This is a genomic window from Microcoleus sp. Pol7_A1, from assembly GCF_036701085.1.
In the GTDB taxonomy this organism is placed as follows: Bacteria; Cyanobacteriota; Cyanobacteriia; order Cyanobacteriales; family Microcoleaceae; genus Microcoleus; species Microcoleus asticus.
Genome location: NZ_JAUBQD010000007.1, coordinates 54,905 through 79,167, shown reverse-complemented (window position 1 = coordinate 79,167; position 24,263 = coordinate 54,905). Strand labels below are relative to the sequence as shown.

Sequence of the window (24,263 nt, the reverse complement as noted above, 5' to 3'; positions counted from 1 at the left end):
GAGGGCTAGAAATCAGGTTTCTGTTCTGCGATTTTTGCGTTTGGTGAGGAGAAACCTAGGAAGAAACCGGGTTTGTGAGGTCACTAACGACTGCTAAATTTTTCGTTTTTCAATGCGCGCCAGCTTAAGATGAGAACTACAAAATAATGAGAGATGCGATAGCCCTGCCCGTAACAGAAGAAAGTCAAGTTGGAGAAGCGCGGCGAATCGCAGTCGCCCTCGCGGCCGAACTAGAATTTAACGAGACCGATCGCGGTAAAGTGGCAATTGTTATTACCGAAGCAGCAAAAAACCTGGTCAAACACGGCCGCGAAGGAGAACTTTTGCTGCGAACATTAAAAACAGCGGCAGGATGTAGCATTGAAATAATAGCGCTAGACCGGGGGCAGGGAATGGCAAATGTCGCGCTGTGTCTGCGGGACGGTTTTTCTACAGCGGGAACCCCGGGAACCGGACTGGGGGCTATTAAACGCCTCTCTACTTTTTTTGATATTCATTCTGTACCGAAACTGGGGACAGCCTTATTAATGCGGCTGGAACCGGCCCAAAATAGCCGGGAAGCCTCCGAAAACAGCAATTACTTGGAATTTGGGGTCGTCCACTTGCCCAAAACAGGAGAGGAAATTTGCGGGGATTCCTGGGCTGCGGAAAATCACCTTGACAAAAACCTGATTTTAGTTGCAGACGGGCTCGGCTACGGGGATTTGGCCCAGGAAGCGTCTCAGGAAGCAGTGCGGGTATTTGAGGAAAACGCTAAACTGGGGCCGAAAGCAATTTTAGAGAAGGCGCACGCTGCTTTAAAAAATACCAGAGGAGCGGCTGCGGCGATCGCCCAAATCGATCGTACCCAACAAACAATTTGTTTTGCCGGAATTGGCAACATCAGCGGTGTAGTGGTCACAGACAACCAAACCCGAAGCATGGTTTCCTACAACGGCACAGTTGGACATATGATGCGAAAAGTAGCAGAATTTGTCTATCCTTGGTCGCAGCAGTCCCTACTCATCATGCACTCCGACGGTTTGGCAGCGCAGTGGAATTTAAACCGCTATCCGGGTTTAGCCTCCAAACATCCTGCTTTAATCGCAGCCGTGCTCTACCGGGACTTCAAACGCACTCGCGATGACATGACAGTTATAGTAGCCAAGGTGAGAGAAGCAGCGTGAGTTACCCAATCCTGACGACGGAAGTCCGCTTTGAACAAGACATCGTACAAGTACGCCAAAGAGCTCGCCAAATTGCTAAAGGGCTGGGATTCGATTCCCAAGTACAAACCCGCATCGCCACAGCAGTTTCCGAAATTGCCCGCAATGCTTTCAAATATGCAGGCGGCGGCAAAGTAGAATTCATTGTGGAAGGGGAATCGCCCCAAATTTTTCGGACTCGGATTTCTGACACCGGGCCGGGAATTGCGGATTTAGCGACTGTGTTGGGCCCCAATTTTCGATCGCAAACCGGCGCGGGACTCGGTTTAGCAGCAGCGAAACGGTTGATGGACGAAGTGAAAATCGACTCTGGGCCCGATCGCGGAACGTGTGTACAATTAATTAAGCTGTTTTCCAAACAGATGCCTGCGCTGAGTGCGATCGAACTAAATCAATTAGTTGACAAACTAGCGCGCCAAATCCCAGAAGATCCCTATGCCGAAATTCAGCAGCAAAATCAAGAATTACTGCGAACTTTAGACGAACTCCGCCAGCGTCAAGAAGAACTCGTACAATTAAATCAACAACTAGAAGATACCAATCGCGGAGTCCTCGCACTTTACGCCGAATTGAACGACAAAGCCGAATCTCTCCGGCGCGCCAGCGAACTCAAAACCAGCTTTCTCTCCGATATGAGCCACGAGTTTCGCACTCCGCTAACGGCAATTATGAGCCTTTCCGAAATATTGTTACATCGCCTCGACGGAGAACTTTCAGCCGAACAGGACAAGCAAGTAAATTACATTTACAAATCCGCCCAGTCTCTCGCAGAACTTGTCAACGACTCGTTAGATTTAGCCAAAGTGGAAGCCGGAAAACTAACTGTTCGCGTGGCTGATTTTGAAGTCGAAGATTTGTTCAGCGCCCTGCGGGGCATGATGCGCCCTCTGCTGCCCCAAAACTCGGATGTTGCTCTGATTTTTGAAGATCCTCTCGAACTTCCAACCCTCACCACAGACGAGGGAAAAGTTTCTCAGATTTTGCGCAATCTGATTTCTAACGCCCTCAAATTTACCGAAGCAGGCGAAGTTCAAGTTGCTGCAGAAATAGGAGACGGGGGAACAATTATTTTTTCCGTAACAGATACAGGGATCGGCATTTCCCCAGCCGATCGAACGCGGATTTTTGAAGAATTTGTCCAACTCGAAAATCCTTTGCAGAAGCGCGTCAAAGGCACCGGATTGGGATTGTCTCTGTGCAAAAAACTGGCAGAATTTCTGGGAGGAAGTATTGAAATCACCAGTTCGCCGGGAGTGGGTTCGACTTTTTTGGTCAAACTGCCGATCGTCTATGCTGGAGATGAAGAAAACTCTTGGGAAATGTCGGCTGGTAAGGGAGATGAAATACCGCTGGCGATTGCAGATTCTCGATCGCCAGCGCCGGATTCAGCAGCAAAAGTTTTGATTGTGGAGGATGAAGATAGTATTTCGGTATTTGCTGAAAAACTTGCGGCCACAAATTCATTGTACAGCGATCGAGGCCGCCAACGGTGCTGAAAAATTGCGATCGGTTGCTTTTTGAGGAACCGATCGCAATTTTTATCGACATTATGATACCGGATGTGACTGGATTTGAGGTTTTGGAAGAGTTGAAATGCGATCGGGCTACTTGTCAAATACCTGCTATCGTGATGACTTCAAAACATTGAGAAATTTGGGAATAGGATAATTTGTCTGCCGACACAGTTGCGGTGCTTTCTAAAACGAATACCTCCCGCCCGCAGGCGATCGCTCCAATTAAATCCGCTCGCATGAAGGCAGGAGTTAATTTATAATAATTCTGAAAATTACTGCTGCATATATATAGATTTTATGATGTATGCGAGCCACTGTAAGGACTTAGGCTAAGCCTAAGTCCTTACGGGTATCTGGGAAAATTAATAATTAGTATAAGATACAGCATTGTAGCAAGACTTTTAAAAATTGGTAGTGTTTGACAGCAGGCAATATTTATTTAAATTGCAACAGCATTTAACGTTCGTGCTGTAAAATATATCAGTTCTCAGTTGCCGACAATATAGTAGGGACTTAGGCAGTGCCTTTTTTCGTGTCTGCCGCTAAAATCCCGGATAAATATCGCTAGTTGAGCGAGTACCGAGATCCCCTTCTTAAGGGTGGAACTGGAAGGACTTTCAAAATCCCCATTTTTAAGGCGGAGGCGAGGGGTATCCAGGCTGGGGTAAAAATGAGAGATACAGAGGGTTTTAGCCCGATTGTTGACACGCATTGGGTACGGGGCCATATCTAGATCGAATATCCGAGCTTATTTATTAGTGAAAAATGACACCTGTTTAAAAAAATAATGCAACTGTAAGCAAAATCCAAACCCATACATAGTAAGCGATTCCCAACTCTAAAATCTAAAATCTAAAATCTAAAATCTAAAATGCTATGACTTTCATCTCCCTTCAATATGCCCTGTTTCTGCTAGTTTTATTTGCGGCTTACTGGTTGGTTCCGGTACGGTGGGGGCGGCTGTTCATCATGCTGATTGGTAGTCTGATTTTTTACGCTTCGCTGCAAATTTGGTATATTCCTCTGCTGTTAGCCGGCATTCTGTTTAATTACTGCTTGGCGATGGCGATTGGAGAACCTCTGGATTGGCGCATTGCTAATGAATCTTGGAACCGCCGCCGTTTGTGGCTGCTGTGGATAGGAATTTGCCTGAATGTTTTGCTGCTTCTGGGCTTTAAGTATGTGCCTTTTTTATTGAGTTCGATCGGCACTTTGTTAAATTGGCCTTTTGCTCTAGACGGTGCTGACTGGGTGAAAAGTCACGTCATCGCACCCCTGGGATTGAGTTTCTTTTGTTTTGAGTGCATTGCTTATTTGATTGACGTGTACCGAGGCGCACCTGCTGCTACTTCGCTGCTGCACTTTGCTGCTTACAAGTTGTTTTTTGCGAAACTGATTTCCGGCCCGATTACTCGGTATCACAACTTGATCAATCAACTGAAAACCCAGAAATTTCCGACGCCCGATCGCCTTTCTGAGGCACTTTGGACGATCGCCTTCGGTGCAGTAAAAAAAGGTCTTTTCGCAGATAACTTGGGAATTTATGTCGATTTAAGTTTTACCAATTTGCAGCGGGCGGGTAGCGAGGATTTGTGGCTGGCGATTTTTGCTTACGGGCTGCAACTTTATCTCGATTTTAGCGGCTATGTTGACATGGCGCGCGGTACAGCTTTGCTGCTGGGTTGGTATTTGCCACCCAATTTTGATTTCCCTTATTTTAGTGCCAGCATAGCCGATTTTTGGCGGCGATGGCACATGACTTTAGGCGATTGGTTGCGCAATTATTTGTATTTTCCTTTGGGGGGTTCGCGAGTCGGTTTGTGGCGCACTTGTCTGAATTTGTCCCTCGTCATGTTAATTGCGGGAATTTGGCACGGGGCGGCTTGGGGATTTATGGTGTGGGGAGGTTTGCACGGTTTGGCTTTGGCGGTTCACCGGCTGACTGATGTGCTGTTTAAGCGGTTGCGGATTGAGTTTTTGTGGGAAAATCCGATCGGGATTGCGATCGGTTGGCTGTTGACTCAGACCATGGTTTTTGGTAGTTGGATATTTTTCCGCCTTCCCGATTTAAAGGATTCTGGATGGGCGATTTCGCATTTGTGGGGACACAATGCTGACGTGCAGTTTGCAGATAAAGTTTATGTGGAAGCTTTGGGTTTGGAAAGAGTGCATTTAACTTGGATGTTGGCGGCTTTGGCTGCGGCGATGCTGGGGAATTATGCGTTGAGTCGGGGTTTGAAATTGGAGTTAAATTGGCCGATGAAATTGGTGTTAGTACCGCTTTGTTTGTATGCAGTTTGGGTGTTGGCTCCCGAAGGCGGTTTGCCTTATATTTATTTTGATTTTTAGGGTATTCTTTGATTTCCTATAATCATCAATCTTATACCAATTATTAAAAGTAGGGACACGGCAATGCCGTGTCCCTACAGGTGCTAATTTTCAGAATTGGTATAAGAACACCAGTCGCTCCAGCTACCGACATAAAGTTTAGCATCTGGAATTCCGGCGATTTCTAAAGACAGTAAATTAACGCAAGCTGTCACCCCAGAACCGCAATAAACGATGATTTCTTCCGCTTTTTCTAATTCCGCCCACCGATGTTTTTGTTCGGAGGTCGATCGCACTTTTCCATTTTCATCCGTCACCCCTTGCCAAGGATAGTTAACCGCACCCGGAATGTGACCTGCAATGGGGTCGATCGGCTCCCGCAAACCTTCATATCTCTCGCTTTCTCGCGAATCAACCAAAACCTTTCCCGGCAAGTCTTTACGCTCTTTTACCGCCTCAATATCTACCGCCAAATCCTGCTGCAAGTGGGCAACAAAGTTACCCTCGCGGGGTTCTGGCAAAATATTTGTTACCGGATAGCCCGCCGCTTTCCAGGCGCTGAAACCGCCGTCTAACAAAGCGACTTTGCTGTGTCCCATATATCGCAGCAGCCACCACAAACGAGCAGCAAAAGCCAGCCGCGAATCGTCATAAGCGACGACTAAAGTTTCTGCTGAATTAATGCCGATCGCGCTCAATTTATCAGCTAATTCTTCAATATTGGGCAGCGGATGTCTGCCGCCGTGTTTGCCAACTGAACTCGCGAGGTCGCGGTTTAAATCTAAATAGAAAGCTCCGGGAATGTGACTTTCTTGATATTGTTTTTGTCCCAATTCTGGGTCGGCGAGGGCAAACCGACAGTCAATAATTACAACTTGCGGATTGTCGGTATTGGTGGCTAACCATTCAGGAGAAACGATTAAAGTGTTGTCAGTCATAATTCTTTAAATCTCTGTTTTAACATCTATCGGGAAGGAGCTTTTTTCTCTGGTTCTGCTTGGTCGGGAGGAGTTTTCTTAGAAGTTGCTTTCTCCGAAGCTCTTTTTTCTGAATTGGATTTTTTAGGAGTTGCTTTATCCGAAGTTTCTTTTGGCGAATTGGATTTTTTAGGAGTTGCTTTATCCGAAGGTACTTTTTCGGTTGGTGCCGGAGTTGGAGTTGGCGGAGGGGGATTTACTGCTGCTTCTTGAGCGTAAAGCAGATATTTCTGATACTCGATCACTTTTGCTTGAGCTAGTTGATGGTTGGGGCTAGATACCGGTACTCTTCTCATTAATGAAACCGCTTCTTGCCAGCGATCGGTAACAGTCGTCCAATCTTCTTTGGTTTTTGCCGATCGCCCCAATTCTGCTGCTTGGAGTGCGCTGTTAACGGCTTCTCGAAAAGTATCTGGTGCAGTTGCTAAATCTGCTGTTTCATCGAGATTATTCCCCGCAGTTGCAGCAGGCTGGTTCAAAATTTTACCGACAAACGCCACCACGGCGATCGCCAACATACCCGTCACCAGCCCAACTACAATGAAAGTCGATCGCAGCCGGTTCTCAAATGCAGCAAGTTCCGGCGGTTTCTCTTCCTCAATATTGCTTTCCATCTCTATGCGATCCTCTATATTAGCAACCCCAGTATTTGGCGCCGATTCTTCCCCAAAGCTGTTTCCTTCAAAGTTGCTGTTTTCCAAACTAAACTCTTGACTCCAAGCAGCAGCTATCTGACCGCTTTCTCGGCCCTCAACCTTCACTTTGCGAATCGAATCCGGCTGCAAATTCGTCAGCTCGGTGCGGACAAAATCAACTAACGTATCTTCTATCGGTACCTGCTCGGCCTCAAGAATTACATCCAAACAGTCGCCGTCGAGATTCGCGGAGGCTGTTATGCCTTCAGATTGCAACTGGCTGTTGAGCCAAGATGCGATCGCAGTGGCGAGATTTCCCTGCTTGGCAAGTTCCTGAAAATTAAGCTCTGTCATAGCTGGACACCTGATAATGCAGAAGGTAGAAGGCAGAAGGAATTAAAAAGTCAGAAATAGTTTTTTTAAAGTTGAAAACACCCTAACTGAAATTCAACAAATAGTATAATGTATCGCGGCAAATCCCAGCCCAAAGATGGAAATTATCACTTTCGCTCCCCCTCCCATCCCTTCGGAAAAGACTTGCATTCTTTACTAGGAAACGAACTCAGGTTTGTAGTCAGGGCTTCAGTCCTCCCGCCCGGCCGCCAAATACCGCTGCTTTAACCTGGTAATTGATACCGGCCGCGCAACTCCAGATACCGCAACGGCGTTAAGTCGAGCCGCAAGCATCGCCCCTAAAACCGACATCCGGCTAGAAAAAGCCTCGATCGCGCGGATTCGAGATTTGAGATTAAAAAATTGTGCGATCGCAGTGCCATCGACGGACAGCGAGTGATATCATCAGTTAGTCAATATTCAAGTTTTTATAGCAAAAAAGTCGATCGCACAATGGTAGCAATAGCAATTTTAGCTGCTGGACGCGGCACGCGCATGAAATCTGACTTGCCCAAAGTTCTACACGAATTGGGCGGTCTAACGCTAGTTGAGCGAGTCCTCCAAAGTTGTCAAGAAATTCAAATTTCCCGGCGAATTGTCATCGTCGGTTATCGAGCCGAACTCGTGAAAGAAGCTTTGATAGGTGGTAAAGAAATACCGGAGAATCCTCAATTTCCTCCCTTAGAATTTGTCGAACAAACCGAACAATTGGGAACCGGTCACGCCATCCAACAATTGCTGCCTCACTTAGAGGGATTTCAAGGAGACTTGCTGGTCTTAAATGGGGATGTACCTTTGCTGAGGGCAGAAACTATCAAACAATTGATTGCTGTTCACAAACAGCACCAAAACTCTGCTACTTTATTGACAGCTAATTTGCCGAATCCTCAAGGGTACGGGCGAGTATTTACCGACAGTCAAAATTTAGTCGAGCAAATTGTCGAAGACCGCGACTGCACACAAGCTCAAAAGCAAAACCACCGAATTAATGCAGGTGTTTACTGCTTTCACTGGCCGGATCTAGAGAAAATTTTGCCAGAATTGAAGGCAGACAATGACCAAAAAGAATATTACCTAACTGATACGGTAAATTTCCTCAGTCCGGTGATGGCGGTGGATGTCGAAGATTATCAAGAAATATTGGGAATTAACGATCGCAAACATTTAGCCACAGCTTGCGATATTTTGCAAACGCGGGTAAAGGACAAGTGGATGACGGCGGGAGTGACGCTGCTCGATCCCAACAGCATTACGATCGACGATACTGTAGAGTTGCAGCCGGATGTGGTAATTGAACCGCAAACTCACTTGCGGGGAAAAACTTCCATTGCTTCTGGGAGTCGCATCGGCCCCGGCAGTTTGATTGAAAACAGTCAAATTGGGGAAAATGTGACTGTGCTTTATTCGGTGGTTTCTGACAGTATTGTGGCCGAAAATTCGCGAATTGGCCCTTACGCACACTTGCGGGGACACGCGGAAATAGGGGCGAACTGCCGCGTCGGCAATTTTGTAGAATTGAAAAATACTCAAATCGGCGATCGAAGTAATGTCGCTCACTTGTCTTATTTAGGCGACGCGACTTTGGGAGAAAAAGTCAACATCGGTGCTGGGACAATTACGGCAAATTACGATGGAAAAAACAAGCACAAAACTCAAATAGGCAATCAAACTAAAATAGGTTCCAACAGCGTGCTTGTTGCACCGATAACTTTGGGGCAAGATGTTACTGTAGCGGCGGGTTCTGTGGTGACGGAAGATGTACCGAATGACTGTTTAGTAATTGCCCGTTCTCGGCAAGTTGTTAAACCAGGTTGGAAGTTGAAAGAACCAAAAAAGTGAACAATTGTTCGCTTTTTCTACGATAAGTTTCCTCCCGCATCGGAACTTGCGCTGCCGATACCAAAGAAACCGGGTTTTTATAACAGGAGCGATGGCGCTATACCAGAGATTCTGGTAAAAAACCCGGTTTATGTGTAAGTCCGCAACCTTGAGAAATCCAGTTTCTCGCGAGCGGCTATTTTTGGTTATTTTGCTGGTGCAGATAGTTGTTAATCGCTTTAGCGATTTTTGCTTGCTGGTATGGGTTCATCGTGCGGGGTAGGGAGATGCGAGAGCCTCCACAAGCTAACAGTCTGACTTCGTACCAAATGTCATGATCCCGATCTTTTGTTCGATCGACTTCCACGGCATAAATCTCGCACAGAGAGTATTGAATTACTTTACGTGCCAACAAACCCCGCTGTTTAACAGTCAAGGTGTTTAAAGTTCCATCGAAGCTGTAGGTTTCATTCTTTCTCAACACGATCGCTGCGAGTGCTGCGAGCAAAAATATGCCTCCTGTCCATCCCAACCAGCGATCGTCTTGGCTTAAGCGCAGCAATCGATGCTTTGCATTTTTAACAAAAAAATTGATGTCAGAAGCAACAGCGTCTTGGTTCCCCCAGTTAGTGGAGTTAGCAGTGAAAGGAACATTGCCAACAGAAGTCAAAAGTACAACTCTGCTTTTATAGCCGCATCTTTGAACTTTTGCTCCCCGCAAAGAAGTAAGCTGAATTTCTTTGATGTTCGACCCCAGTAAATTCGATCGCACAATCTGGCAATTTCCTTGTTTGGCCTGCAATCGCTGGCAGCTCAGGGTTGCTCCATGATAGTCAAAAATCAGCGATATCAGTCCCAATGTCATTAATAAACAACTAGGGAGCCAAAAATCAAATATGCTTTGAGTCTGAATTCTTAATTCAGTTGCTGTTTGCTTAATTATTTTCATTTATCTCACCTTTTGATTCGCAAAATGATGCTACAGATCGACTTCCTGACCCCGAGCCGCCGAATTGTTAACTTATATATTATTTGAAGTCGTCCTTTGCCACGATTCCTTTTATGTTGCTAATAGATTAGCACTAAAATGTCTCGGGAACAACAAATGTCGCGAGTGTACTTGCGGCTGGGTTTGAGATAGCTTTCCGTGATTTAAAGTAGATGAATCTTAAAAATTTATTAATTATGTTATTGCGAGTCAAACATTAGCTTTTGCGAGCCGAAGGAAAGTAATAGCAAAGGTGAAACTAGGTTTACATTCTGTTACATTGTAAAATTTATTTGTGCCTACCTAATTACCGTTAGTTATTGATTTGGGTGATTCCCTACGGGATAGCTACGGTTCACGGACTTGCACGGCAAACATATTGCTAAGCGTGCGACGATCGCGGGTAGAGATATAGCTGCGAAGCAAGTCAGCCATTTTGTATTGTTCTGTTAGTGAATGGCTTCTTAAACATATGCGATCGCCCTCCAACATCAACAAATCAACATAGTAGCTACGATTTCCCTCGCTATCTGCTATTTCGTCTAATTCTACCGCACGAATCTCGCGAGTTGAGCATTCGGTAACATCCTTAAGCGACAAACCCCATCGTTTAATGGTCATTTTGCCAAAAGTCTTATCAAAGAGGTACATTTAGTAGTGGTATTTGGTAAAGGATGGAGAAAAGTAGAGGTTTTTAGGCAGCAGCAGCAGCAGTCCGTAACGATGCGTTGTCACGATCTATAAAATCCCCAATCCCACCAATGTGGTTTTCCAACGAGCGAGAAAATGACAATATTTTGCTCGCCAAGGGCGACACTCGTTGTCTCCATATGTTGTTAAACCGTTCAATATAGCTGGTCTTTCCAGTCTCCTTGCCCACTGCTTTTCGGAATGAGTAAAACAAACGCCGATCGACATCCCCGACTTTTCCAAAAAGTCGGGGATCGGTGATTCCGATCCAGGACCCTTTTTAAGCAATAAAAATCAGCGTTCCCTTGCTCATTTCCAAAGTATCGCCCATTTCCAGACCGTTGTGAAAAGCACCCAAAATCACCTCGCTAGTTTTGCCGAAAGCGATCGCACCGCTAGCATCAATTCCAATTGCGCCAAAATCCCGTTGACGATCGTCAGCTTCAGCAAAAGAACGCTCAAAAGCAGCTTTCAAACTCAAACCATCCGTTACCCGAATCACAATCCGCGGGGCCAAACACTCGTCCATAATGTGCTCGCCAATCCCCGTACAGCTTACCGCCGCATTTCCAGTCGCGTAATTTCCTGCAGGCATCGCCGAGTCGCTAACCCGCCCGATGCGCTCAAAACCCTTGCCACCAGTCGAAGTCCCAGCAGCCAAGCGTCCGTGAACATCCAAAGCTACAACTCCGATCGTACCCATACCCGCCGGTTCCGCCACCACGTCAGCCATTGCTTTGCTAAAATTGCCTTGGCGTTCCTGCATCCACTCGTGCAAGCGCAAATCCGTCATCGGATCGTAAATCGGCAATTGAAGTTCTCGCAGCAATTCCGCCGAACCAAAATCAGACAGAACTCGATCGTCCGAATTCTGCAAAAATTGAGCAAGTTCGATCGGATGTTGAACGCGAGAAACATTAATCGCCCCGCTGAAACGCTGCATCAAACCGTCCATCAGCGAAGCACTCATCCGAATTTGGCCGTCCGACTGCACCACAGAACCTGTACCGGCATTAAATCGCGGGTCATCTTCCAGCAATTGGCAGCCCCGCACCACTGCATCTACGGCACTTGCACCGTCTTTTAGCAGCGGATAAACTTCCTCCAAAACATCGTAAAGCGATTTCCGCACCGCCTCAATTCCGCCTTTACTGTGTAGAGAACTGCCGGCACCGCCGTGAATAACTAGCTTTGGTTGCACCTGTTGCGATGCCATATTTTTTAACCTAAAATTTTTCCTTTGCAATCTTAGCCTCGATCGAGCAAATTACCCTAAATTCTTAATCTTGAGCGGCCAAACGGCGGCGACGACAACGTTCGGAACAGTATTTGACCTCATCCCAGCAGTCCGCCCATTTTTTGCGCCAAGTAAAAGGTCGATCGCACACCGGGCACATTTTTGTCGGTAAATCAGATTTCGATCGCTGCTTTGCCATGCTAATTTGGACATTACATTAATGATTAAATTTTAATCAAAACAAACAAAACAATCCATTTCTGCCTAACACCTCCCCAAATAAAAATGCTCGAAACGGCATTAGCCAAAATCCGAATAGTCTTAGTAGAACCCGCAGGCCCATTGAATGTCGGTTCTGTCGCCCGCGTCATGAAAAATATGGGTTTGCACCAATTAATTTTGGTAAATCCCCAATGCGATTATTTAGGGGAAGAGGCCCGACTGATGGCAGTTCGCGCCGCCGATATATTGGAAACTGCCAAAGTAGTTGATAGTTTGCCGGCTGCTTTGGTTGGGTGTGTCAGAGCGATCGCGACTACAGGAGACGATAGTCGATCGTTGCCAACACAGCTAGAACAGCCCGCAGACGCCTTGCCTTGGCTCCTAGAAGCCCCCAGCGCCCTAATTTTCGGCAGAGAAGACTGCGGCTTGACCAATGCCGAACTAAACCGCGCTCAGCGCCTGATCCGCATTCCCTCCAGTGACGCCTACACTTCCCTAAATCTCGCCCAAGCAGTCGCTATCTGCTGCTACGAACTGTATGGGGAAGAAGGAAGAGGGAAGGAAGAAGGAAGAAGGAAGAGGGAAGAAGGAAGAGGGAAGGAAGAAGAAGATGCCTCGTTCCCAGGCTCAGCCTGGGAACGCATATCCAGAGGCTCTGCCTCTTCAATACCCGATGCCACAGATAATTTATCAACTTGTTACCCAGAACAACTTGCCACCAGCCAGACAGAAAATCCCTCTCCTCCCCTCACCAGTGCTCCCTTGGAAAATTTAGAGGGATATTACCAGCAACTAGAAACGCTGTTACTCAAAATAGGATATTTGCAGCGGCACACAGCAGCAAGCCGGATGGAAAAATTTCGGCGTTTGTACAACAGGGCTTATCCGACAGTTGATGAAGTCGCCATGCTGCGGGGCGTCCTCCGCCAAACAGAATGGGCAATCAAAACTTACCGGCGAGAGACAGTTTCTGATACTCTGGATGGGGCGTTGCCAGAAAATCTAACGGATAGCTAGGAGAAATGCTGATAATTGGGGATGTGAGATTGAGGATTTTTTTCACAGAGAACTTTCCTGCACCCATTTGTCACCTTCATAACAGGGTTTCTTGACTAAAAGCCTAAGCTTTGGGATAATTTGCGAGCAATAAACCCGGTTGCTGATACCAGGCAGCGTCTGGGGTAAATCTAAAATCTAAAATCTAAAATCTAAAATTGATTGGCTGGCAAGCTGAAAAATCTTAAACTTGAACTTTACAGTAGTGATGAAGGAGTAAGACGTGGCAGAGCGGTTTCCCAAAGGATCGATATTATCGGTGATATCCTCGATATCCTCTCCCAACTCCGGCTCAAAGCAGCCTAAGTCCGGCAAAGCAAGTCAGTCTGGCAACTCGGGCCGCCGCCGCCCTCCGCAACCGCAAAACGGCAATTCAGAAATTCGAGAACCCTCGCCAGAACCTTCGACTTTGCCACCGCAACCAAGCCGCGGCAGCAGAATTAGAGCCAATTCTCCGGCACCTTCGGAAGAATTGACTGCACAAGACTTTTTATCCGATCCCAGATCTGCCATTAACCCGAGAAAACCCAGAACCAGCAAAATTCCCCCGTCGAAGACTCGTCAAGCAGGCAAAAAAGGTCTCGCTGCTGTGGATATGTTCGATTTTCCCGAGCCCAATCGGGAAACTATCAGTTCGATCGCCAGCAATCCCAACAGCCAGATCCCAACTGCCGATCCTCCTGCAACCCGTGGAAGTCGCCCCAGTTCGCCCCCAGTGCGCATTCCCGACACGGTAATGCCCCCAAATGCCAAAAAAGCCCCTGTGTCGAAACCGCGTCCGCAAGCGAGCCAGAGACCGGGGAAACGCTCTGCACCTCAGAGCGTGCCGCCGTTGGTGTACGCTACTCGCTTGCTGATTTTGGGAGTTGGGATTGCGGTGATTTGCGGGACGCTGCTGTCTGTGGTGAATGCTGTGAGCCGATCGTCTGTAGCAGCAGAAGAACAAACCACCACAGGGCAAAAAAACCCAGATGCAAGCGACAGCGCATCTGCTGCACCGGTGACCGGAGAAGTGCTGCAACTGAATCAAGAATTAGGCGCTTTGAAAACGCAAGTTCAGGTTTTAGCAACAGAAAATCCTAGTTTGACAGCCGGAGTATTTCTAGTCGATTTAGATACTGGAAGCTACCTAAATTTTAACGGCGATACTGCTTTTGCTTCAGCTAGCACGATTAAAGTACCAATTTTAGTAGCTTTTTTCCAAGCAGTAGATGAGGGAAAAGTGAAGTTAGATCAGGTGCTGACGCTGAAGCCCGAAAACATTGTGGGCGGTTCTGGGGAGATGCAAGACGACACTCCAGGCAAGAAGTATTCGGCTTTGGAAGTTGCCCAAAAGATGATTGTTGTCAGCGACAATACGGCAACAAATATGATGATTGAGTTGTTGGGAGGTGCTGATGTTTTGAATCAGCATTTTGCAAGTTGGGGTTTGAGGGCGACGGTTCTCCGCAATAATTTGCCTGATTTGGAGGGAACTAATACTACCAGTCCGCAGGATTTGATTAATATCATAGCCCAGATAGATCGGGGGAATTTGGTATCGGTGAAATCGCGCGATCGTATTTTGCAAATCATGCGCCAAACTCAAAACGCTTCTTTGCTGCCGAAAGGTTTAGGGGAAGGTTCAATTATTGCTCACAAAACCGGCAACATTGAAACAATGCTTGCGGATGCGGGGATGGTGGATTTGCCGAACGGTAAGCGTTATTTAGTGGCGGTGATGGTGAAGCATTCACCGGAAACGGAGAAGCCAGCTCAAACATTGATTCGGGATATTTCTCGGATGAGTTACCGCTATTTGAACGGTGAGGAAACGCCAGCCGATTCACAAGTGAAAATTAAAAATTGAAAATTCAACCGGGTTTTTTCGGGCAAGTGTTGTAGACTTTATCAAACTATAAATCAGTTTGTATTATGAAACTAAACATCCGCCTTGCTTGTCTGGTAGTGCTCTCAACTTTAGCCGTTGGAGTCTCCCCCACTTTGAGTAATGCTAATCCTGTTTCTGAATCTGAGACCGACGGCGTGACAGTGATTAACAATAATATCGAACTCAATCGGGCAAAAAACTTAGCCCGTCAAGCAGCAGAAGCTGCCAATGGGGGTTTAGGCAACTATCGAGCTGAAGCTTCTATGCACGGTACTTCTGAGGAATCGCCGTTTGTTGACAATGGCGATGGAAGTTGGACTTTTACTTTTCAAGGGTACAAACCCGGTACGTCTGTCTATACTGTAGAAACGGTTGTTACGGTTTCTCAAGATGGAAAGGTAAGAATTGATTATAATGGGCGCATTCGCGAGAAAGCTCAATTTTGAAAAGTTATGCAAACAGCTAAGTAGATTGCCATCAAAAAACAGAACACCCAGAACCCTGACTTTTTTAAGAAGTCGGGGATCTAACAGCGATTGTTCCGCTGCATAGAGTTGATCGATGACCCCCGCTATGTTTCAATCCCTGATAGGGATTTAAGTTAATTCCGGCTAAGTCTCGCAGAATTAGCCCTATTTTTTCTATTTTCGGTTTCAATCCCTGATAGGGAGTTAGGTTAATTGCGGCACAGGTATTAAAATGGCGCTAGAGCGCGCGCGAGTGAGTAAATGGTGTCTTGTTTCAATCCCTGATAGGGAGTTAGGTTAATTGCGGCGTTATGATGCTATTACAGGAAATAAATTTTTTGGAATGTTTCAATCCCTGATAGGGAGTTAGGTTAATTGCGGCAAAATTAGTAGAATTAATTGAATCCAAGATAGCAATATTGGGCATGTTTCAATCCCTGATAGGGAGTTAGGTTAATTGCGGCCGATAACAACACTCAGTCCCAAATCCTCAAAGGTAAGTTTCAATCCCTGATAGGGAGTTAGGTTAATTGCGGCTGTGGATTGCTGAGCTTTGGGTAGTAAAGAATAAAATCAGGTTTCAATCCCTGATAGGGAGTTAGGTTAATTGCGGCTCATATTATTTCACCATTTGTCCAGAAAAATAAGTTTCAATCCCTGATAGGGAGTTAGGTTAATTGCGGCTTGAGTTCTGGATATTTATAGCAATATCCGAATTAAGCGATACAAGTTTCAATCCCTGATAGGGAGTTAGGTTAATTGCGGCTCTCTGAATCGCCGCTTCTTACGTGGTATCCGCTCTTGTTTCAATCCCTGATAGGGAGTTAGGTTAATTGCGGCAAGAAATTCAGCAGCGCAAGCAAGCCGGCCACAAAGTGTTTCAATCCCTGATAGGGAGTTAGGTTAATTGCGGCCTTTGTCGCTCGATGCTGGCGGTCGTTTTATTTCATTTGGTTTCAATCCCTGATAGGGAGTTAGGTTAATTGCGGCTTGACGCCGTTGAAGACTTTTCGATATACCCAAATCCGGCGTTTCAATCCCTGATAGGGAGTTAGGTTAATTGCGGCAGCAGTTGTATTTCTTCTCGATCGTAATCGTAATGCAGTTTCAATCCCTGATAGGGAGTTAGGTTAATTGCGGCCGTATTGAATGCCTGCTTTTTGAGTTGATATGTCGGCAATTCCTGGGTTTCAATCCCTGATAGGGAGTTAGGTTAATTGCGGCTTGAGGCGATTCCTGACTTTGCTTTCGGCGCTCATTATCTGTAGTTTCAATCCCTGATAGGGAGTTAGGTTAATTGCGGCCCCAGGCAGGTTCATCTCCTGCACTTCCTATTTCACTGTTTCAATCCCTGATAGGGAGTTAGGTTAATTGCGGCTGAGCACGCTGACTTTTGGATACTGGGAATATTTAGGGTTTCAATCCCTGATAGGGAGTTAGGTTAATTGCGGCCAATTACTTGCGGTATCGATACCTGTAACTCTTGTTTCAATCCCTGATAGGGAGTTAGGTTAATTGCGGCAGAAGTTTTACCAAATGGTATCGTTAGATGCTGGTAGTTTCAATCCCTGATAGGGAGTTAGGTTAATTGCGGCGGTAGTGCGCTTGAACTGCTCCTTCATCGCAACTTGATCGGTTTCAATCCCTGATAGGGAGTTAGGTTAATTGCGGCTCCGATCGTACTTTTACTGCACCTGCGGTCGGTCATGGGTTTCAATCCCTGATAGGGAGTTAGGTTAATTGCGGCTAGTAGGGAAAAGAGGCTGAACTGGTTTTATAGAAAGTTTCAATCCCTGATAGGGAGTTAGGTTAATTGCGGCGTGCCAATCAGGAGGTAAAAGATGCGCGCTAAATTTTTCGTTTCAATCCCTGATAGGGAGTTAGGTTAATTGCGGCTCAGTACAATTTCATCGTAAATCTCTACCAAAGATTTTTCGTTTCAATCCCTGATAGGGAGTTAGGTTAATTGCGGCAAACTGCAACAATGGCCAAGCCCAGAGCTAAAAAATGGGCGGGTTTCAATCCCTGATAGGGAGTTAGGTTAATTGCGGCCCGGAAAATCCCGGCTGTTACACCGGGATTAATTTGGTTTCAATCCCTGATAGGGAGTTAGGTTAATTGCGGCCAACAATGGCCAAGCCCAGAGCTAAAAAATGGGCGGGTTTCAATCCCTGATAGGGAGTTAGGTTAATTGCGGCAGCCCGCAATTGATAAGCGGGATTTATGGAACGAAGTTTCAATCCCTGATAGGGAGTTAGGTTAATTGCGGCTGTGCCATGCGTTCTGAACCCGTGTTGCACATTCCTAAGTTTCAATCCCTGATAGGGAGTTAGGTTAATTGCGGCGAGATGCAGGAAGCTGCGACATCTACCACTGCGAGCGTAGTTTCAATCCCTGATAGGGAGTTAGGTTAATTGCGGCAATCACTGCCATATAAGAACGAACGTTTTAGCATCAGTTTCAATCCCTGATAGGGAGTTAGGTTAATTGCGGCCGGTATTCGTTCTAAAATCCACTTTTGGCCAGATAAGAATTTGTTTCAATCCCTGATAGGGAGTTAGGTTAATTGCGGCCAAAAATAACGTGACAGTAACAGTTCTGAGCGCTAGTTTCAATCCCTGATAGGGAGTTAGGTTAATTGCGGCGATGGTATTTTTGGGCTCAACTTAACCAATACGCGTTTCAATCCCTGATAGGGAGTTAGGTTAATTGCGGCTATCTCGACCTTTGGAGAGGGCAATCCCGACCTACCCGTTTCAATCCCTGATAGGGAGTTAGGTTAATTGCGGCTTCAATTTCATCAGTCATAAAACACACTCCTAAAGTTTCAATCCCTGATAGGGAGTTAGGTTAATTGCGGCTAGAATCTGCCTCCTTAACCTTCTTACCCGTACGTAAGTTTCAATCCCTGATAGGGAGTTAGGTTAATTGCGGCTTCGGGCGGAGCATTTGGCGGCGCTCTTTCCCTAGCGTGGTTTCAATCCCTGATAGGGAGTTAGGTTAATTGCGGCTAGACACGATCGCCTTCATTGTATCCATTTGCTTGTTTCAATCCCTGATAGGGAGTTAGGTTAATTGCGGCAAGATAAAGTATGTCAGGGGGCGGCTCCAATCATCGGTTTCAATCCCTGATAGGGAGTTAGGTTAATTGCGGCCGACCCGTTCCCAGTTACGGCGCGGCGCTTGTGGTTGGTTTCAATCCCTGATAGGGAGTTAGGTTAATTGCGGCCTTCTCCCGCATCTCCTCCCGCTCAAAGCTGGCAGGTTTCAATCCCTGATAGGGAGTTAGGTTAATTGCGGCACTACTGGGACTGCTGCATCTATATATTCCTTGGGCGTTTCAATCCCTGATAGGGAGTTAGGTTAATTGCGGCGCCTGGTAGGCATATTTTTCTCTTTCAACTTCCGCTTGGTTTCAATCCCTGATAGGGAGTTAGGTTAATTGCGGCCGAAATTTCGGACGTTTGTGTGATCGTTCGATTACGGTTTCAATCCCTGATAGGGAGTTAGGTTAATTGCGGCATGAAAAAATTGACTATCACATTAGGGAAGGATATGTTTCAATCCCTGATAGGGAGTTAGGTTAATTGCGGCTCTCGCCAAACCTGTTCGCTATTTGTGGCGAACAATTTATCGTTTCAATCCCTGATAGGGAGTTAGGTTAATTGCGGCGGAAGAATGACTTATATGCCGAGCTTGATTGTAGTTTCAATCCCTGATAGGGAGTTAGGTTAATTGCGGCTGTGGCGGATTTGCTTGGGTAGTGACGCTATAAATTTGTTTCAATCCCTGATAGGGAGTTAGGTTAATTGCGGCGTACAGGCTCTCGTGCTTTGTGACCGATTTAGCATACGGTTTCAATCCCTGATAGGGAGTTAGGTTAATTGCGGCATAAAATTGCACCATCTTGTTAGTTGAAAGGAAGCCGATTAGTTTCAATCCCTGATAGGGAGTTAGGTTAATTGCGGCCTGGGGACGAGTTGTCACTCATATCAAAGGAGTCCCGTTTCAATCCCTGATAGGGAGTTAGGTTAATTGCGGCGTTGTTTTTTTCCTTTTCAATTTCCGCTTGCAGTTCCTTGTTTCAATCGCTGATAGGGAGTTAGGTTAATTGCGGCGTTATCGATCGTACCGATGTCAATTGGAGGATTTGTTTCAATCCCTGATAGGGAGTTAGGTTAATTGCGGCTAAATATGTTGTCGGCCCTTCCAGACCTTCATCTTGGTTTCAATCCCTGATAGGGAGTTAGGTTAATTGCGGCGGGTCGGGACGCTTCCATTCAGCAATCGGATGGGTTTCAATCCCTGATAGGGAGTTAGGTTAATTGCGGCTGCAGTTCAGATTCTAATTGTTCAATTCGCCCCTTAAGTTTCAATCCCTGATAGGGAGTTAGGTTAATTGCGGCAATCCGTGAAGCAATTAACCTCGGCCGCACGTTCGTTTCAATCCCTGATAGGGAGTTAGGTTAATTGCGGCTTTGTGCATTAGTTTTTCTTTGCTGTCACCTTTCCTTTGTTTCAATCCCTGATAGGGAGTTAGGTTAATTGCGGCAAAATCCCGGTTGCAGGTTCTACGCCTTTCGACTGGTTTCAATCCCTGATAGGGAGTTAGGTTAATTGCGGCGGGGGTAACTTCTGTTGGACAACATACTCTCAACTAAATCTATGTTTCAATCCCTGATAGGGAGTTAGGTTAATTGCGGCCCGTCTTCGTATATGTGATTTATGAGAGTTCCGGCTTTGTTTCAATCCCTGATAGGGAGTTAGGTTAATTGCGGCATACCCAGGAAACCCGTAGGGTTTCCGCCATGAACAGTTTCAATCCCTGATAGGGAGTTAGGTTAATTGCGGCTTGATGTCTAATTCAGTTGAGTTGCCGTGGCTGCCTGGGATGTTTCAATCCCTGATAGGGAGTTAGGTTAATTGCGGCAATGGGAACGGCGAGGTGCTAGTCTCTTACCCTGTTTCAATCCCTGATAGGGAGTTAGGTTAATTGCGGCTTTGACTGGCTCCACATTTGCCAGCGGCACAGGCGGCGTTTCAATCCCTGATAGGGAGTTAGGTTAATTGCGGCGAAAAATATCGTTGCAATTGCAGACGCACTCCTGTTTCAATCCCTGATAGGGAGTTAGGTTAATTGCGGCTACTATAGTCCTGATTAAGTATTCGCCACTCCCCGTTTCAATCCCTGATAGGGAGTTAGGTTAATTGCGGCGAGCCGACACCGTGACCGCTGGCAGTCAAAATAAGTTTCAATCCCTGATAGGGAGTTAGGTTAATTGCGGCGTTATTTGAGGTGTTTTCTAGTAAGAAGTCGGTTGGTTCGTTTCAATCCCTGATAGGGAGTTAGGTTAATTGCGGCTAAAAAGCAAGATTGCTCCAATTACTTCACGGTAAGTTTCAATCCCTGATAGGGAGTTAGGTTAATTGCGGCCTATAGCCTGCTCGGCGACAATACTAGCAATTGAATGTTTCAATCCCTGATAGGGAGTTAGGTTAATTGCGGCTCCTCATCGGTGTTAACACCGACCACGGTCACACTATGTTTCAATCCCTGATAGGGAGTTAGGTTAATTGCGGCGCTCGATCGCGAGTAATTGGCTTGGCTGACAGCGGTTTGTTTCAATCCCTGATAGGGAGTTAGGTTAATTGCGGCCTCTAATTTAGCTTGTAAAATATCGGGTGGAATGTTTCAATCCCTGATAGGGAGTTAGGTTAATTGCGGCCTGTGAATTGTCCAGCGCACCACTGGACAAGTTGTTGTTTCAATCCCTGATAGGGAGTTAGGTTAATTGCGGCCGCCCGTGCCAGAAGCCTTACAGTATTTAGTTTTCAAGGTACTGTTCCGTGAAGCATCTACAAAATATCATTTCAGCCACCGCCCTGTCAAGAGACACAAACTTCAACAACCATGAAAGCCATACTCAGCAACAATTCCAGCGTTTCCGTGAACCTACTTTTGAAGATACAGAGGCTCAAACCCTTGCCGCACAAGCCATACAGCCGAAAGATTTGACCCCCTCAAAAAAACACCTACCCATTCACGGAAATTCCAAGAACCGGAAAGCGATTAGACACTCGCGACTGCTAACAGTTCCTCAGCCTCTTTTTCGTTCATCTCGTCGAGTTTTTGCCAAACTTGCTGCATCAATTCATCCAACCCAACTCGACTCACAGCGGAAATCAACAAAACAGGAGCACCGCTAATTTCTTTAAGTCGGCTGATTAAATTACCGATTTCTTCGCTTTCAAGGTCGATCGCATCTACCTTATTAAAAGCCAAAATCTGCGGTTTATCGGCTAAACCACGCCTGTAAGCCTTTAATTCTTCCTGAATTGTGACGTAATTGGCGATCGGATCTTCATCCGTAACATCAATCAAGTGCAGCAACAACCGAGTCCGCTCAATGTGCCGCAAAAACTCGTAACCCAAACCCGCACCTTCGTGAGCCCCCTCAATCAATCCCGGGATATCGGCAAAAACAGTACCGTCGCCGGTGGGTTTTCTGACTACACCCAAATTCGGGACTAAAGTTGTAAACGGATAATCTGCTATTTTGGGGCGAGCTGCAGACAAAGCTGAAATTAAGGTGGATTTGCCAGCATTCGGCATCCCCAGAATTCCCACTTCAGCTAATAGCTTCAATTCCAAACGCAAAAATTTGTGTTCTCCTTCTTTACCCGGCATCGCATAATCGGGAGCGCGGTTAGAATTGGTCAGAAAACACTTGTTTCCCAAACCGCCTTTGCCACCTTTGGCAACGCAAAAAGTCTGTCCGGGCGTCACTAAATCTGCCAAGATTGCCTGAGTTTCCGCGTCGTAAACAACTGTACCGCAGGGAACTTCAATTGTGCGATCGTCCCCAGAAGCCCCCGTCATATTCTTCGGCGCGCCACGCTTCCCGTCATCGGCTTTAAAAATCCGGTTGTACTGAAAATCCAGCAGCGTTTGCAGGCTTTCCACCGCTACCATAAACACAGAACCGCCCCGCCCGCCGGTGCCGCCGCTCGGCCCGCCCGCCGGTACATACTTTTCTCTGCGAAAAGCTACCATACCGTCGCCGCCTTTGCCGGCTGCGACTTGAATATCTGCTCGATCGATAAATTGCATAATTTAGTCAGTAGTCAATAGTCAGTAGTCAGTAGTCATTAGTCATTAGCTATGATACCAGATCCAAGTACAATATTCCTCTTTTCCTTGAGTGTGCAGAGGCGGACTCCAAGCAAGTGTAGTCGCGACTTATAGTCGCAGGAAAAATATAGTTATACCAATTCTGAAAAGTAGTGCATACTGAGAGATTTTACCCGAGCATCTGTAGGGAAACGGCACTGCCGTGTGCGGCTCTTGGGTATGCGACTTTTAATAATTTGTATAAGATTGAGGATTGTAGCAAAACTTTTTTTGAATTGGTATTATCAAAGCGGATTTAATATTAGCAGGACTTACCCACAAAAACTGAATAAACCTGCTTTTTCTACTGGGGCGGATCGCTGTAACGATGTTTTTTTGTAGAAAAACCAGGTTTTTGCGTCTTGGACTAATTAGTAATCATTGGTTAATAGTTACAGTCATTAATCCAAGATTTCACAAGAATAGCTAATGACTAATGACTACTGACTACTGACTACTGACCACTGACTACTAACAATATATCGATACATCTTCCTTACATTCATCTGCCAAATAGCAGAGAGCTCGAAAGCGCATCCCCACCAACTGTTCGTAAAGCGGGTTAATCTTGCACATCGCCGGAATGTGCACAATTTTGCGTCCGAATAACACAACATCTCGTTCAAACGGACACTGCGACGGAATCATTTTGCAGACAAAGTGCGCCACTCTCGGGTCGTGAATTTCCCAGGCGTCAAGCCAGTCTTTGACGGGTTGCAGGACATTTTTTTGGTGAGGTTTAGGTAGTCGAGATGAAAGCGGTGTTCCGGCGACGGGGGCGACATTCGCATCAAAGACTATTTGGCTGCTGGGCCCCTGGGGATCGGACTTGCTCTGTTGTATCGTGTGTCGGAGAGCTTCTATCGCCTCGACCTTATGACCCAAAGCTGTGCAAAAGTTGTGGATTACCTCGTCTTCGCTGAGCGAGTATGTACCGTCTGCCAAAGCTACCATGACTGCTGTCCTCAAAAAATCCTCGCCTTTGGCGGTGTCTTCCCCTAACACAGCGGCTAATTCCTCTGGGGCAATAGGTTCAAAACCCGCCTCAAAAGATACCGGATGTAGTTCATCCTGAGTTAGATTCGCAATCATTTTTTGCTCGTCTTCGTCAAAGTTGCCGTCTGCCCAAGCAATTGTCAGCAATCCGCGCAGCCAAGCACTAATCTCTTCATCGGTGCAGGAAGATTTAGCGTTACTCATTAGCATTTCCATTTGGATATACCAGTCAATTTGTTCGTTTACAGCGGGATCAATATTCGGGTCCCAAGAATTATTACTGCTTTTTTGTTCGATCGATGATCTATTTGTGGAAGGTTTGTGCTCGAAGATTGCTCCAAACGCTTGTAGTGGACTTGTTAAAAGCATATTTGTTTCTCAGGAGCATCGCTAACTAGCGAGCTAATCTATTGGATTATCCTATTCCTTAAAACATCATCTATCTGGAGGAATAGGTTTCTTGGACTCATCTTAACTTTAGTTGCACCGATTGAGATGGCGATCGACTTTTATTCAAATCCGATTGCCGTTAGCAACCCTATTTTTCGCAAGAAATAAAAGGTTTGCAAGCGTTGGATGTAATCAGACACGGGGTTTCTCACCCAGGGGCATCGAACTTCGCTATCTTTACATTTTAATATATATTTTTGTAAATTTTTGTGTAACGGCGTCGTAACATTTGACAGCGAGCCGGCT

The 24,263-nt window shown here is 46.2% G+C and carries 17 protein-coding genes and 1 CRISPR repeat array; of the genes, 8 read left to right on the top strand and 9 right to left on the bottom strand.

The features are described from left to right. Nucleotides 1-146: 146 nt before the first annotated feature. From QUA20_RS06775 to QUA20_RS06760, 4 genes are all read left to right on the top strand, one after another. Nucleotides 147-1,166: an ATP-binding SpoIIE family protein phosphatase gene (locus QUA20_RS06775; RefSeq protein WP_333186816.1), complete on the top strand. Its 1,020-nt coding sequence runs from the start codon at nucleotides 147-149 to the stop codon at nucleotides 1,164-1,166. Then, entirely contained in the window at nucleotides 1,163-2,701 is a 1,539-nt protein-coding gene (locus QUA20_RS06770) for an ATP-binding protein (RefSeq protein ID WP_333186814.1), read from the top strand. The genes QUA20_RS06775 and QUA20_RS06770 overlap by 4 nt, the downstream gene beginning before the upstream one ends. Continuing rightward, on the top strand, nucleotides 2,695-2,853 hold the full coding sequence (locus tag QUA20_RS06765; RefSeq protein WP_333186812.1) for a hypothetical protein: 159 nt from the start codon (nucleotides 2,695-2,697) through the stop codon (nucleotides 2,851-2,853). Before QUA20_RS06770 ends, QUA20_RS06765 begins: the two co-directional genes overlap by 7 nt. Before the next feature lie 742 nt (nucleotides 2,854-3,595). Continuing rightward, nucleotides 3,596-5,068 carry an MBOAT family protein gene (locus QUA20_RS06760; protein ID WP_333186810.1) on the top strand — a complete coding sequence of 491 codons (1,473 nt, stop codon included), beginning with the start codon at nucleotides 3,596-3,598 and terminating at the stop codon, nucleotides 5,066-5,068. 83 nt (nucleotides 5,069-5,151) lie between these two features. Here the strand turns inward: QUA20_RS06760 and QUA20_RS06755 are convergent, their stop codons facing one another. Both QUA20_RS06755 and QUA20_RS06750 read right to left on the bottom strand, forming a co-directional pair. Continuing rightward, complete coding sequence (locus QUA20_RS06755; protein ID WP_333186807.1) at nucleotides 5,152-5,985, bottom strand: sulfurtransferase; 834 nt, start codon at nucleotides 5,983-5,985, stop codon at nucleotides 5,152-5,154. Between the two features lie 26 nt (nucleotides 5,986-6,011). Continuing rightward, a complete protein-coding gene (locus QUA20_RS06750; protein WP_333186805.1) occupies nucleotides 6,012-7,013 on the bottom strand; it encodes a hypothetical protein in 1,002 nt (333 codons plus the stop codon). 492 nt (nucleotides 7,014-7,505) lie between these two features. On the opposite strand from QUA20_RS06750, the gene glmU reads away from it, so the two are divergent. Further along, nucleotides 7,506-8,891, top strand: coding sequence for a bifunctional UDP-N-acetylglucosamine diphosphorylase/glucosamine-1-phosphate N-acetyltransferase GlmU (glmU, locus tag QUA20_RS06745; protein WP_333186970.1), 1,386 nt, complete (start codon nucleotides 7,506-7,508; stop codon nucleotides 8,889-8,891). A 175-nt stretch (nucleotides 8,892-9,066) separates the two neighbouring features. Here glmU and QUA20_RS06740 read toward each other — a convergent pair whose 3' ends face one another. The 5 genes from QUA20_RS06740 to QUA20_RS06720 form a co-directional block, all read right to left on the bottom strand. After that, nucleotides 9,067-9,819 (bottom strand): hypothetical protein, encoded by a 753-nt coding sequence (locus QUA20_RS06740; protein ID WP_333186802.1) that lies wholly within the window; start codon nucleotides 9,817-9,819, stop codon nucleotides 9,067-9,069. A gap of 387 nt (nucleotides 9,820-10,206) precedes the next feature. After that, a complete protein-coding gene (locus tag QUA20_RS06735; protein ID WP_333186799.1) occupies nucleotides 10,207-10,479 on the bottom strand; it encodes a hypothetical protein in 273 nt (90 codons plus the stop codon). Nucleotides 10,480-10,552: 73 nt separating this feature from the next. Next, the gene (locus QUA20_RS06730; RefSeq protein ID WP_333186796.1) at nucleotides 10,553-10,738 is read right to left on the bottom strand and encodes an IS1 family transposase; all 186 of its coding nucleotides are present in this window, start codon (nucleotides 10,736-10,738) and stop codon (nucleotides 10,553-10,555) included. 90 nt (nucleotides 10,739-10,828) lie between these two features. Continuing rightward, entirely contained in the window at nucleotides 10,829-11,764 is a 936-nt protein-coding gene (locus QUA20_RS06725; protein WP_333186794.1) for an isoaspartyl peptidase/L-asparaginase, read from the bottom strand. A gap of 64 nt (nucleotides 11,765-11,828) precedes the next feature. Further along, complete coding sequence (locus QUA20_RS06720) at nucleotides 11,829-11,945, bottom strand: DUF2256 domain-containing protein (RefSeq protein ID WP_445300673.1); 117 nt, start codon at nucleotides 11,943-11,945, stop codon at nucleotides 11,829-11,831. Nucleotides 11,946-12,070: 125 nt separating this feature from the next. Between QUA20_RS06720 and QUA20_RS06715 the strand changes: the two genes are divergently transcribed. The 3 genes from QUA20_RS06715 to QUA20_RS06705 all read left to right on the top strand — a co-directional run bounded on the left by QUA20_RS06715 (nucleotide 12,071) and on the right by QUA20_RS06705 (nucleotide 15,379). Continuing rightward, nucleotides 12,071-13,024 (top strand): RNA methyltransferase, encoded by a 954-nt coding sequence (locus QUA20_RS06715; protein ID WP_333186792.1) that lies wholly within the window; start codon nucleotides 12,071-12,073, stop codon nucleotides 13,022-13,024. Nucleotides 13,025-13,322: 298 nt separating this feature from the next. Next, nucleotides 13,323-14,912: a serine hydrolase gene (locus tag QUA20_RS06710; protein ID WP_333186789.1), complete on the top strand. Its 1,590-nt coding sequence runs from the start codon at nucleotides 13,323-13,325 to the stop codon at nucleotides 14,910-14,912. 65 nt (nucleotides 14,913-14,977) lie between these two features. Further along, entirely contained in the window at nucleotides 14,978-15,379 is a 402-nt protein-coding gene (locus tag QUA20_RS06705; protein ID WP_333186786.1) for a hypothetical protein, read from the top strand. A gap of 129 nt (nucleotides 15,380-15,508) precedes the next feature. Beyond that, a CRISPR array of direct repeats spans nucleotides 15,509-21,199; the repeat unit is 37 nt; unit sequence GTTTCAATCCCTGATAGGGAGTTAGGTTAATTGCGGC. 271 nt (nucleotides 21,200-21,470) lie between these two features. Here QUA20_RS06705 and obgE read toward each other — a convergent pair. After that, nucleotides 21,471-22,511 (bottom strand): GTPase ObgE, encoded by a 1,041-nt coding sequence (gene obgE, locus QUA20_RS06700; protein WP_333186783.1) that lies wholly within the window; start codon nucleotides 22,509-22,511, stop codon nucleotides 21,471-21,473. 531 nt (nucleotides 22,512-23,042) lie between these two features. Beyond that, nucleotides 23,043-23,777 (bottom strand): Mo-dependent nitrogenase C-terminal domain-containing protein, encoded by a 735-nt coding sequence (locus tag QUA20_RS06695; protein ID WP_333186968.1) that lies wholly within the window; start codon nucleotides 23,775-23,777, stop codon nucleotides 23,043-23,045. Between the last annotated feature and the right edge of the window lie 486 nt (nucleotides 23,778-24,263).